The organism is Alcanivorax sp. HI0083 (genome assembly GCF_001635175.1).
Map to the genome: position 1 here is coordinate 1 of NZ_LWFX01000953.1, position 12,145 is coordinate 12,145.

11 protein-coding genes are annotated in these 12,145 nt (G+C 59.0%); 10 read left to right on the forward strand and 1 reads right to left on the reverse strand.

Annotated elements, in window-relative coordinates:
* The 8 genes from thiC to A3754_RS10800 all read left to right on the forward strand — a co-directional run.
* A partial coding sequence (gene thiC / locus A3754_RS10765; protein ID WP_063519674.1) for a phosphomethylpyrimidine synthase ThiC occupies positions 1-1,516 on the forward strand: 1,516 nt, incomplete at its 5' end.
* The gene (locus A3754_RS10770; protein WP_063519675.1) at positions 1,509-2,144 is read left to right on the forward strand and encodes an NUDIX domain-containing protein; all 636 of its coding nucleotides are present in this window, start codon (positions 1,509-1,511) and stop codon (positions 2,142-2,144) included. The genes thiC and A3754_RS10770, both read left to right, overlap by 8 nt.
* Complete coding sequence (locus A3754_RS10775; protein WP_082872340.1) at positions 2,141-2,599, forward strand: DUF1249 domain-containing protein; 459 nt, start codon at positions 2,141-2,143, stop codon at positions 2,597-2,599. Before A3754_RS10770 ends, A3754_RS10775 begins: the two co-directional genes overlap by 4 nt.
* Before the next feature lie 237 nt (positions 2,600-2,836).
* Positions 2,837-3,643 carry a 3',5'-cyclic-AMP phosphodiesterase gene (cpdA, locus tag A3754_RS10780; protein ID WP_063519677.1) on the forward strand — a complete coding sequence of 269 codons (807 nt, stop codon included), beginning with the start codon at positions 2,837-2,839 and terminating at the stop codon, positions 3,641-3,643.
* Between the two features lie 198 nt (positions 3,644-3,841).
* A complete protein-coding gene (locus A3754_RS10785) occupies positions 3,842-4,432 on the forward strand; it encodes a YqiA/YcfP family alpha/beta fold hydrolase (protein WP_063519678.1) in 591 nt (196 codons plus the stop codon).
* 81 nt (positions 4,433-4,513) lie between these two features.
* Positions 4,514-6,400: a DNA topoisomerase IV subunit B gene (gene parE / locus A3754_RS10790; protein WP_063519679.1), complete on the forward strand. Its 1,887-nt coding sequence runs from the start codon at positions 4,514-4,516 to the stop codon at positions 6,398-6,400.
* A 150-nt stretch (positions 6,401-6,550) separates the two neighbouring features.
* Positions 6,551-8,788: a DNA topoisomerase IV subunit A gene (gene parC, locus A3754_RS10795; protein ID WP_063519680.1), complete on the forward strand. Its 2,238-nt coding sequence runs from the start codon at positions 6,551-6,553 to the stop codon at positions 8,786-8,788.
* 152 nt (positions 8,789-8,940) lie between these two features.
* Entirely contained in the window at positions 8,941-9,831 is an 891-nt protein-coding gene (locus A3754_RS10800) for an acyltransferase (protein ID WP_082872468.1), read from the forward strand.
* Between the two features lie 130 nt (positions 9,832-9,961).
* Here the strand turns inward: A3754_RS10800 and A3754_RS10805 are convergent, their stop codons facing one another.
* A complete protein-coding gene (locus A3754_RS10805) occupies positions 9,962-10,702 on the reverse strand; it encodes a TIGR04219 family outer membrane beta-barrel protein (RefSeq protein WP_063519682.1) in 741 nt (246 codons plus the stop codon).
* A 147-nt stretch (positions 10,703-10,849) separates the two neighbouring features.
* Here A3754_RS10805 and A3754_RS10810 point away from each other — a divergent pair, with 147 nt between their 5' ends.
* Positions 10,850-11,374 carry a DUF4262 domain-containing protein gene (locus A3754_RS10810; protein WP_063518608.1) on the forward strand — a complete coding sequence of 175 codons (525 nt, stop codon included), beginning with the start codon at positions 10,850-10,852 and terminating at the stop codon, positions 11,372-11,374.
* A 54-nt stretch (positions 11,375-11,428) separates the two neighbouring features.
* A complete protein-coding gene (locus tag A3754_RS10815; RefSeq protein WP_063519683.1) occupies positions 11,429-11,968 on the forward strand; it encodes a DUF2058 domain-containing protein in 540 nt (179 codons plus the stop codon).
* Positions 11,969-12,145: the final 177 nt, after the last annotated feature.

The window sequence follows — 12,145 nt, forward strand, 5'->3', positions numbered from 1 at the left end:
TGAGCACACGCGCATTCCTCGCCGCGCCCGCGCCGGCAAGAATGTCAGCCAGATGCACTACGCGCGCCAGGGCATCATCACTCCCGAGATGGAATATATCGCCATCCGCGAAAATCAGCGGCTGCGTGAGCATCGCGAAGCGGGCCTGCCGGTGAACCAGCATCCGGGGCAGAGCTTCGGCGCGGCGATTCCGGCGGAAATTACCCCGGAGTTCGTCCGTGATGAAGTGGCTCGGGGCCGGGCGGTGATCCCCGTCAACATCAACCACCCGGAAATCGAGCCGATGATCATCGGCCGCAACTTCCTCACCAAGATCAACGCCAACATCGGCAACTCGGCGGTGACCTCTTCCATTGAGGAAGAAGTCTCCAAGATGACCTGGGCCACCCGCTGGGGCGGTGACACGGTGATGGACCTGTCCACCGGTGACAATATTCACGAAACCCGCGAGTGGATTCTGCGTAACTCGCCGGTGCCCATCGGCACCGTGCCCATCTACCAGGCGCTGGAAAAGGTCAACGGCGTGGCCGAAGACCTGACCTGGGAAATCTTCCGCGACACCCTGATCGAGCAGGCCGAGCAGGGGGTGAGTTACTTCACCATCCACGCCGGCGTGCTGCTGCGCTATGTGCCGATGACCGCCAACCGGGTTACCGGCATTGTGTCCCGCGGTGGTTCGATCATGGCCAAGTGGTGCCTGGCGCACCATGAGGAAAGCTTCCTCTATACCCATTTCGAAGAGATCTGCGAGATCATGAAGGCCTACGACGTGACCTTCAGTCTCGGCGATGGCCTGCGCCCCGGTTCCCTGGCCGATGCCAACGATGAAGCCCAGTTCAGTGAGCTGCGCACCCTGGGCGAGTTGACCAAGATCGCCTGGAAGCATGACGTGCAGGTGATGATCGAAGGCCCCGGCCATGTGCCCATGCACATGATCAAGGCCAACATGGATGAGCAGCTGGAGCACTGTGGGGAAGCGCCGTTCTACACCCTGGGCCCGCTGACCATCGATATCTCCCCCGGCTACGATCACATTTCCAGCGCCATCGGTGCGGCCATGATCGGCTGGTATGGCACCGCCATGCTTTGCTATGTGACGCCCAAGGAGCACCTGGGGCTGCCCAATCGCGAAGACGTGAAGGAAGGCATCATCGCCTACAAGATTGCTGCCCACGCGGCGGATCTGGCGAAGGGCCATCCCGGCGCGCAGCTGCGTGATAATGCCCTGTCCAAGGCACGTTTCGAATTCCGCTGGGAAGATCAGTTCAATCTGGGACTGGACCCGGACCGGGCCCGTGAATACCACGACGAGACCCTGCCCAAGCAGGCCCACAAGGTGGCGCATTTCTGTTCCATGTGCGGGCCGAAATTCTGCTCCATGAAGATCAGCCAGGAAGTCCGCGAGATCTACGGTGACGGCACCGCCCAGGTGGCCCAGGCCGAAGCGGGCATGGAAGAAAAATCCAAGGAGTTCCGCGAACAGGGCTCTGCGCTTTATCACGAGGCCCATGAGTAATCATTCACTGACACCGCCATTTGGCCCGCAGGACGTGGAAGTGCTGGAACGGGAGACCCCGTTCCAGGGCTTCTTCCGGGTGGATACCCTGACCCTGCGTCACAAGCACTATAACGGTGGCTGGGGCGAGCCCGTCCGCCGGGAGCTGTTTGTACGGCCACCGGCGGCCGCCGTGCTGCCCTATGATCCGGTGCGGGGCGAGATTCTGCTGGTGGAGCAGTTTCGGGTCGGCGCGCTGGAATGGCGGGATACGCCCTGGTGCCTGGAATTGATTGCCGGCATCGCCGACAAGGACGGAGAAAGTGCCGCCGACCTGATTCGCCGTGAGGCGGTGGAAGAGGCCGGGCTGACCCTGGGCACCATGGAACCGATCGCGGCCTACATGCCCAGCCCCGGTGGCACCAATGAGCGCCTGCAGGTGTTCGTGGGCCATGCCGATCTGGCCGGCGCTGGCGGCATTTTCGGCTGTCCGGACGAGGGCGAAGACATTCGTGCGGTCACCGTGAGTGCCGATGACATTCCTGGGCTGCTGGAAAGCGGTCAGGTGGATAACGCCGCGTCGCTGATTGCCCTGCAATGGTTGCTGTTGAACCGCGCCCGCCTGGATGCGGCCTGGGGCGGGCAGTGAGCCGCCGCGAGCGTTACCGGCTGGATTTTCGTGCGCTGATGACCCAGTGCGAGGAAAACTATGCGCGCCTGTTGCCCTTAATGAAGGCGTTGGGTGAGCGAGACAGCATGGCGGTGGAAGTGGGACATGACCAGCATCCCCATACCCTGCAGATGCGTGTGCTGGAGCGTTCTCCCTACACCACCACGGTGCGTCTGGAAGATCAGGAATTGCTGGAAGCCTTGCCAGCGTCTCGGCTCACCGTGCGCATGTACCACGATGCGCGGCTGGCGGAAGTCACCGAAGCGCGTCCTTTCCGGCGGGTTAACGCCCGCTACGCCTACCCTAATCGCAACATGCATCAGCGCGACGAGAAGGTGCAGTGGAACCGGTTTCTGGCAGAGTGGCTGCGCCACCTCCATGACCACGGCCGCGACAGTGGCCAGGCCTGGCGCCAACAGGTCACTGGCAGTTGAGCAGATGGCGCTGTGAGTGCGTGGGTGCCTGCCACTCCCCGGATACAGAAGCAACCCGCTCTGCGGTTTCTTCGTAGAGAAATGGTAACCAATTCCAGCTCTTGGATCTGTTTCCTAGAAAAGTGCCATCATCTTGGTTATAAGTGACGTTGAGGGCGGCCTTGCGGTACTGGGGAGTACAAGGAAGGGCCGTCAACGAGATATGGGACCATAATAACGGTTACGGGAGCGGGGATCTTGACGCAGCAGTTGCAGCCCCTTCGAGTCGTGCAGTTGTCAGACTGTCATTTGTTTGCCGATCCACAAGGCAAGCTGCTGGGTTTGAATACCCAGTTCAGTCTGGACAAGGTGCTGGAGCTGATTCGCAAGGAACAACCCAATCCGGATTTGATTCTGGCCACCGGGGACCTGTCCCAGGATGCCTCCTACGAATCCTACGAGCGCCTGGATCGCGCTCTGTCCGGTTTCGATGTGCCGGTTTACTGGCTTGAAGGCAATCACGACAAGCCTGCGCCCATGTTGCAGGCGCTGGCAGCCCACCGCGAAAAAATGAGTCCGTGCGTGCTGAATGTGGGCAACTGGACCATTGTCATGCTGGACTCCACCATTCCCGGCGAAGTGCCCGGCGAGCTATTCGACGAAGACCTGAAATTTCTCGACACCGCCTTGCGGGATGCCATCGGTGAGCACCTGATGGTATGTCTGCACCATCACCCGGTCCCGATGGAGTGCACCTGGCTGGACACCCAGGTGGTGGGCAGTGCCGACCAGTTTTTCCAGGTCATCGACCGCCATGAGCGGATGCGCGCCATTATCTGGGGGCATGTGCACCAGGAGTATGACGCGCACCGCAACGGGGTGCGGATGATGGCGGTACCCAGCACCTGTGTGCAGTTCAAGCCCAAGAGCGAAGACTTTGCCGTGGACGATGCCAATCCCGGCTACCGTTGGCTGGATTTGCACCCGGATGGCCAGATCGACACAGGGGTGAGCCGGGTGGAAGGCATCACCTTCGAGGTGGATTTCACGGTCAAAGGTTATTGAGTGTCGAGTTGAAAGTTTAAAGTTGAAACGCGAAGACAGGTAGCCGTGACATTGGCAGGCCCTTTCTCCGCGTTGCCAGAGGGGCAGAATCGCGGGCACGGTCGAGCGATTGCACGCGCTTTTCAACTTTAAACTTTCAACTTGCAACTCCTCCCCATCGCGTCAAACTCCTGAACAGCGTAGTAACGAGGAGTGATCATGACTGCCCCGCAAATGTCCCTGATGTATATCCACGGCTTCAACAGCTCGCCTGCGTCCCACAAGGCGGGGTTGCTGCGCTCGGTGTTCGAGCAGGCCGGTTGCCCGGAGCGGCTGATCGTGCCGGCGTTGCCGCCGTCGCCCCGGCTGGCCATGGCGGAGCTGGATGCGGCCATTGCCGGCGCCGGGCCGGTGGCGCTGCTGGGCTCGTCGCTGGGCGGTTTTTATGCCACCTGGCTGGCGGAACACCACGATCTGAAGGCCGCAATCGTAAATCCTGCGGTCAGACCGTGGCGACTACTGGACAAATACACAGGTATCCAGCATAACTACCATACCGGCGAGGCCTACCAGTTCGATCCGGTCTGGCTGGAGCAGTTACGGCACTACGAAGTGGCAGAGATCACCCAGCCGGAAAACCTGCTGTTGCTGACCCAAACCGGTGACGAAACCCTTAACTGGGAAGACGGCTGGGACTATTACGGTGACTGTCACCGCTATTGTGGCTTGGGTGGCAGCCACGGCTTTGATAACTTTGACGCCTTCATACCGCTGATGCTGCGGTTTTGTGGGATTGAAATACACGCCTGATGCCCGAGGCCAGATGCCGGCCGTGTGATACATCATGCGCCCGGCATCTGGCGTCCTGCGTCTGGTGCTTCTGGAAAATCTATGGCCAATAACTATACGTCCGAAAATATTGAAGTGTTGTCGGGCCTGGACCCGGTGCGTAAGCGCCCGGGCATGTACACCGATACCTCCCGCCCCAACCATCTTGCCCAGGAAGTCATCGATAACTCGGTGGATGAAGCACTGGCCGGCCATGCCAAGTCGATCAAGGTCACCCTGCTCAAGGATGGCGGCGTGGAAGTGGAAGACGATGGCCGCGGCATGCCTGTGGACATGCATCCGGTACAGAAAAAACCGGGTGTGGAAGTGATCCTGTCTACCCTGCACTCCGGGGGCAAGTTCTCCAATAACAACTACCAGTTCAGTGGTGGCCTGCACGGCGTTGGCGTGTCGGTGGTGAACGCTCTGTCCACCAAACTGGAGATTCTGGTCAAGCGCGATGGTCAGCTGCACCGCATGGAATTCGGTGATGGCGAAAAGCGCAGCGATCTGGAAGTGATCGATACGGTTGGCAAGCGCAACACCGGCACCACCTTGCGCTTCTGGCCCGACGCCAAGTATTTCGATTCGCCGAAAATGTCGGTGACTCGCCTCAAGCACCTGTTGCGGGCCAAGGCGGTACTTTGCCCGGGCCTGCTGGTGACGCTGGATAACCAGCTCACCGGCGAGAGCGACGCCTGGCAATTCGATGATGGCCTGATCGAATACCTGCTGGAATCCAGCCGCGGCTGGGAGCGCGTACCGCAGGAGCCGTTCAACGGTGCCATGAGTGCGGAAACCGAGGCGGTGGATTGGGCGGTGACCTGGCTCCCGGAAGGCGGCGAGCTGATTCAGGAAGCCTATGTGAACCTGATCCCCACGGCCCAGGGCGGCACCCATGTGAATGGCCTGCGTTCCGGCTTGTTGGATGCCATGCGCGAGTTCTGTGAGTTTCGTAATCTGCTGCCCCGTGGGGTCAAGCTGACCCCGGAAGATATCTGGGACCGGGCAGCCTTCGTGCTCAGCGTGAAAATGCAGGATCCACAATTTGCCGGGCAGACCAAGGAACGGTTGAGTTCCCGCCAGACCGCAGCTTTTGTGTCTGGTGTAGTGAAGGATGCGTTCTCCCTGTGGCTGAACCAGCACACCGATGAAGCCGAAAAACTGGCGGACCTGTGCATCAATAACGCCCAGAAGCGTTTGCGCGCAGCCAAGAAAGTCACCCGGAAAAAAGTCACCAGCGGCCCGGCCTTGCCCGGCAAGCTGGCGGACTGCACCAGCGATGATCCGTCCCAGAGTGAAATTTTTCTGGTGGAAGGGGATTCGGCGGGTGGCAGCGCCAAGCAGGCCCGCGATCGGGTGTATCAGGCGATCATGCCCCTGCGCGGCAAGATCATGAATACCTGGGAAGTGGATTCCAGCGAGGTGCTGGGTAGCCAGGAAATTCACGATATTGCTGTGGCCCTGGGCATCGAGCCCGGCAGCGATGATCTTGGCGGCCTGCGTTATGGCAAGGTCTGCATTCTTGCCGATGCGGACTCAGATGGTCTGCATATCGCCACGTTGATCTGTGCCTTGTTTCTGCGCCACTTCCCTGCACTGGTCAAAAGCGGCCATGTGTTCGTGGCCATGCCGCCGCTGTATCGCATCGATGTGGGCAAGGAAGTGTATTACGCCCTGGACAAGGAAGAGCGTGATGGCGTGCTCGACCGCATCAAGGCGGAGAAAAAACGCGGCAAGGTGAACGTGACCCGTTTCAAGGGGTTGGGTGAGATGAATCCGCTGCAATTGCGCGAAACCACCATGGCCCGCGATACCCGCCGCCTGGTGCGTTTGGATGTTTCCACCGATGACGGCACTCACCAGCTGATGGATATGCTGCTCAGCAAAAAGCGCGCATCCGACCGCAAGGGCTGGCTGGAAGAAAAAGGGAATCTGGCGGAAGTATAAGGGTGCCGGACGCCGGATGCCGGATGCCCGACGAAAACTAACAAGACAAGACGACGCCTGAAAAGTCTCAGCCACGAGCTTGCCGTTTGTTCGGCAATAAGCATTTGGCTTCAGGCATCAGGCGTCCAGCATACGAGCTAGCGAGTACCTATGGCTGACGAATTTGAAAGTTTTCCGTTAAAGGAATACACCGAAAAAGCGTACCTGGATTATTCCATGTACGTGATTCTGGACAGGGCGTTACCCAATATTGGTGACGGGCTGAAGCCAGTGCAGCGGCGTATCGTGTACGCCATGAGCGAGCTGGGCCTGAAGGCCTCATCCAAGTACAAGAAGTCCGCCCGTACGGTGGGTGATGTGCTGGGTAAGTATCACCCCCATGGTGACTCCGCCTGCTACGAAGCCATGGTGTTGATGGCGCAGCCGTTCAGTTACCGCTATCCGTTGGTGGATGGCCAGGGCAACTGGGGTAGCGCGGACGATCCGAAATCGTTTGCCGCCATGCGTTATACGGAATCCAAGTTGGCGCCGTATGCGGAAGTGCTGTTGTCCGAGCTGGGGCAGGGAACGGTGGAATGGTTGCCGAATTTCGATGGCACCATGGAGGAACCCAAGCTGCTGCCGGCCCGGCTGCCCAATGTGTTGCTCAATGGCACCACTGGCATCGCCGTGGGCATGAGCACGGATATTCCGCCGCATAACCTGCGTGAAGTGGCCAATGCCTGCATTCATCTGCTGAAAGATCCCGGTGCCTCGCTGGATGATTTAATGCAGTACATCAAGGGCCCGGACTTCCCCACCGAAGCGGAAGTGATCACCCCGATCAACGACATCATTCGCATGTATGCCGAGGGCAAAGGCTCTCTGAAGCAGCGTGCGGTATACGAACGTGAAGATGGCGATATTGTAGTGACCGCGCTGCCGTATCAGGTATCCGGGGCCAAGGTGCTGGAACAGATCGCCGATCAGATGAACAAGAAAAAGCTGCCCATGGTCAGCGATCTGCGCGATGAATCCGACCATGAAAACCCGACCCGCCTGGTGATTACGCCGCGCTCCAACCGGGTGGATGTGGAACAGTTGATGAGTCACCTGTTTGCCAGCACCGACCTGGAGAAAAACTACCGGGTTAACCTGAACATGATCGGCATTGATGGCCGGCCCCAGGTGAAAAGCCTGGACATGATTCTGAACGAGTGGTTGCAGTTCCGCATGGTCACGGTACGCCGTCGTCTGCAATTCCGTCTCGACAAGGTGCTGGAACGCCTGCACATCCTGGAAGGCCTGTTGGCGGCGTTCCTGAATATTGATGAAGTGATTCATATCATCCGTACTGAAGATGCCCCCAAGCCGGTATTGATGGAACGGTTTGGCATCAGCGACCGTCAGGCGGAAGCGATTCTGGAATTGAAGTTGCGCCATCTGGCGAAACTGGAAGAAATGAAGATTCGCGGTGAGCAGGATGAGCTCAACGAAGAACGCGAATACCTGGAAACCACCCTGGGTTCCATGGCGAAAATGAAGAAGCTGGTAGCCAAAGAGCTGAAGGAAGACGCCGAGAAATACGGTGATGATCGCCGCTCGCCGCTGGTGGAGCGCGATGATGCCAAGGCCCTGGATGAGACCGACCTGCTCAGCGCCGACCCGGTGACCGTGGTGCTGTCGGAAAAAGGCTGGGTGCGTGCCGCCAAGGGCCACGAAGTGGATGTGGAAGGGCTCAGTTACAAGGCAGGCGACAAGTACAGGGCCAGCGCCAAAGGTAAATCCAACCAGCCGGTCTGCTTTATCGACAGCACCGGGCGGACCTATTCGTTGCCGGCGCACACCTTGCCCAGTGCGCGGGGGCAGGGTGAGCCCCTGTCTGGCCGGGTGAATCCGCCTTCCGGCGCCAGCTTTATGGCGGCGGTGATGGGCAAGGACAAGGATGCCTACCTGATGAGCACCGATGCCGGTTACGGTTTCGTGGTGCGCTATGCGGACTTGCTGGCGAACAAGAAAGCGGGCAAGACGGTGCTTAATGTTCCCAAGGGCGCGCGGGTGCTGCCGCCACAACCGATAGCCTCCACGGCGGATGATCGCATTGCGCTGGTTTCCAATGAAGGCCGGCTGTTGGTGTTCCCGGTCAGCGAGTTACCGGAAATGGTTCGCGGCAAGGGCAACAAGATGATGTCGATTCCGGGTGCGCGTGTGGCCGAGCGGGTGGAATTCGTGCAGGACGTTCAGGTGGTTGGCCCGGACGATGCCCTGACTCTCTACGCNGGCAAGCGTCATCTGACCCTGAAAGCCGGCGATCTTGAGCACTATTATGGCGAGCGGGGCCGTCGTGGGGCGAAGCTGCCGCGTGGGTTCCAGAATGTGGATGCCATGTCTGTGGAACGCAAGGGCTGATCGTGCGGACATAGAACGGGAAAGGCCGGTAATGCAAAGGTGCAGCCGGCCTTTTTTCTGTGTGTACACAAAGCAGGCTCGCAGTAAAAAGGTTCGCCGGGGCGGTGGTGCGGCGAGTGGATAGGGACTGGAACTAACGAGGTTTGCGCGGAATGCTGACGGGTATCATTGCCATTGTACTGTTGTTGCTAAACACCTTGATTCTGATTGGTCCGATGCTGCTGGTGGCGCTGCTCAAACTGGTGCTGCCCGGTGCCAAAGCAAAACGCGCCTGTTCGGCCATGGTCATGGGGATTGCGGAGAGCTGGGCGGAGATCTGCAAGGGGATTTTTGCGCTGCTGACACCCACCCACTGGGATATTCGTGGGGTGGAATCCCTGCGCAAGGACACTTCCTATCTGGTGGTCAGTAATCATCAGTCCTGGGTGGATATCCCGGCGCTGGTGCAGGCGTTTAATCGCAAGACCCCGTACTTCAAGTTTTTCCTGAAGAAAGAACTGATTTGGGTGCCGTTTCTCGGGCTGGCTTTCTGGGCGCTGGATTACCCGTTCATGAAGCGCTACAGCAAGGCGTTTCTGAAAAAGAATCCGCACCTGAAAGGCCAGGATCTGGAAATCACCCGGCGAGCCTGCGAGAAATTTCAGGGTATCCCTGTCACGGTGGTGAATTTCCTGGAAGGGACTCGCTTTACCCCGGCCAAGCACGCTGCGCAGCAATCCCCTTACCGGAATTTGCTCAAGCCCAAGGCGGGCGGTGTGGCATTTGTACTGGCCGCGCTGGGGGATAATCTGGATGCGTTGCTGGATGTGACTGTGGTCTATCCGGACGGGAAGACCCCGGGGTTCTGGGATTTGCTCAGCGGCAAGGTGCAGAAAGTGATTGTTGACGTGCGCACCTGCCCGCTGGAACCCCGCCTGTGGCGCAGCGATTATCAGGACGATCCGGTGTTCCGTGAAGAAATTCAGCAGTGGGTGAGCGAGTTATGGCAGCAGAAAGATACTCGGATTGAAGTGCTTCGTGGCGGGTGCCAGGATCGTCCGTAACGGTAGGCGGTGGCATCTGTAGGCATTTGCCGGTCGGCTTTACCCGCGGGCATTATCCAGGTTGCCCGAAGGCCGTAAGCCGACAGTCCACCTTTCTGCTGGCGCCATCACCCCTGATGCCCTGAGTGTTTTAGAAACCCAGAGAGATGGCGATATAGGGGCCGCCCACGTCCAGGTCGGTATCCAGATTGTTCACGTCATCGAGCACGATATTCATCTGGCTATACCCCAGTTCCAGCCCGAACAGGTAGTCCGAGCGCCAGCCCACACGGGCGTTATAGTCGTTCATCTTGTTGCCGTCGTAGGCAATGGCGTTGAGTTCCGCCCCCACATAGACGCCGGGAACCGGAAGCTGTGCCCGGGCGCCTGCGTGCAGCATGGGTAAGGTTTCATCAATGCTCAGTGAGGTTTTCCCCGCCAGGCTGTTCAGTCGGAGTTCTCCGTCCAGACGGCGCAGAGTAAGGCCAAGATCCACTTTCACGGCATTGTTGAGAGGGCTGTAGTAGAGGGTGCCGTCCAGCATCTCCAGGTCAAAATCCGTGGCCACGCGAGTGTTGGCAACAAAATTTTGCCCATTGAATGTGAAGCTTCGGCTGATGATATTGCTGGCGCTGTCAGACAGGTCGATATAACGCAGGCGCACATTGGGAACCAGCGGTACGGCGTGTTCCACCCCCAGGTAGAGCACGTTCTGGTCGGCCTTGTTGAAGCCCAGGTCATCCTGCACGTCGATGTTGGCGCCGCCGGACGCCACATTGCCTTCCAGCTCCGTATCCCAGGTATACCCGCCACCATAGATCGCCACGCCGGGGGCCGCGTGGGCGAGAGGGGTGGCCAGTAGCGCGGTTACCAGCAAGCCTGCACGTTTCATGGGTAATCCTCATTGTTCTGGATTCGCCCCAGTATTGCAGCTGTGAGGGGTGGCACCAAGTGAAGGCGGAGTCTGTTATGATTGCGATCACACCGCGTTAACCGCTTGCCAGTGCCCCAGGGCGCTGCCTGAACCGATGATGACCCTATGTTTCTTGATGAAATGCCCGGCAAATTTCGTTATCCACAGCCGGAAGATGCCGAAGACAAAGCACTGCTGGCGGATATTCAGCGCAAGGGCTGGCATCACTTTGCCGTCTCCGGTGGCGATGGCCAGCCGGGCTACACCTTCAGCGTGGGGCATTTCCTCAACCTGAACCACCCGGAACTGATAGTGGTGGGTCTGAAAGATGCGCTGGCCAGCAAACTGTTGGACAGCGCCGCCGTGCGCATTCGTGGTCTGAAGAAGCCCTACCAGCCCTACCGTCTGTATAACGACATTGCCGACGGCCTGGAAGTGATGTTTCTGCCGGTGGCGTTTCCGCACTACAAGGAATATCTGGGCTTTGCCAACTGGTTCTACCAGAGCCTGCCGGCGCCGTACCCGGCGCTGCAGATGGTCTGGCCGGATCCCAAAGGCGTGTTTCCCTGGCAGCCCGGTTACGACACCCGTTTTCACCGTGCCCAGCCGTTGCTGGGCAAGGCACCGGCGTCACCGCTGGCCCAGCCTTAATGGTTTTTGACGGCCCTGCCAGGGCGATCTGTTCATGGAGAAAGAGAGAACATCATGGCGAATTCACTGCAGAAGCAATTGATGAAGGCGGGGCTGGCGGACGAGAAAAAAGCCCGCAAGGCCAAGCAGCAGAAGCGCGAGGATGTGAACAAGGCCAAGCGCGGTGAAATCGAGCTGGAAGATCCGGCAGATCGTGCCCGTCGCTTGCGTGAAGAAAAGGCCGAGGCGGATCGTCAGCGTGAAGCCCAGCGCAAGGCGGAGCGGGAAAAGAAAGAGATTGCCGCGCAGATCAAGCAGATGATTGAGCAAAGCCGGCTGGATCGTAACAACGGCGAGGTGGCGTTCCAGTTCGTGCAGAACAAGAAGATCAAGAAAGCCTATGTCACCGGCAAACAGCAGAAGCAGCTGGAACGCGGCCAGGTCGCCATTGTCGCTCTGGGTGAGAGCTTCGAGCTGGTGCCCACGGTGGTGGCGGAGAAAATTCGCCAACGGGATGAAGCGGCTGTGCTGTTGCTCAATGAACGCGGCAATGAAGCCGTGGATGAGGACGATCCCTACAAGGACTTCCCGATTCCTGACGACCTTATGTGGTAAGTGCTGCTACGAAGCTGCTGTAGGAGTTCCCTTCCAGGGGACGAACCTCGCACAGCGAGGCCATCGCCCGCAGGGCGATCAGGAAAACCAGAACGTAGCCGCTTGCGCAAAACGCTCATGTGAAGCGTGGTGCACTCTTCAACCAAACAGGCCAAACCCATGACCGTATCCCCCAAA

What these genes read in the sequence shown, in the direction of transcription:
- A3754_RS10770 (WP_063519675.1), top strand. Translation starts at nt 1,509, where the DNA reads ATGAGTAATCATTCACTGACACCGCCATTTGGCCCGCAGGACGTGGAA.
- A3754_RS10785 (WP_063519678.1), top strand. Translation starts at nt 3,842, where the DNA reads ATGACTGCCCCGCAAATGTCCCTGATGTATATCCACGGCTTCAACAGC.
- parE (WP_063519679.1), top strand. Translation starts at nt 4,514, where the DNA reads ATGGCCAATAACTATACGTCCGAAAATATTGAAGTGTTGTCGGGCCTG.
- A3754_RS10800 (WP_082872468.1), top strand. Translation starts at nt 8,941, where the DNA reads ATGCTGACGGGTATCATTGCCATTGTACTGTTGTTGCTAAACACCTTG.
- A3754_RS10805 (WP_063519682.1), bottom strand. Translation starts at nt 10,702, where the DNA reads ATGAAACGTGCAGGCTTGCTGGTAACCGCGCTACTGGCCACCCCTCTC.
- A3754_RS10810 (WP_063518608.1), top strand. Translation starts at nt 10,850, where the DNA reads ATGTTTCTTGATGAAATGCCCGGCAAATTTCGTTATCCACAGCCGGAA.
- A3754_RS10815 (WP_063519683.1), top strand. Translation starts at nt 11,429, where the DNA reads ATGGCGAATTCACTGCAGAAGCAATTGATGAAGGCGGGGCTGGCGGAC.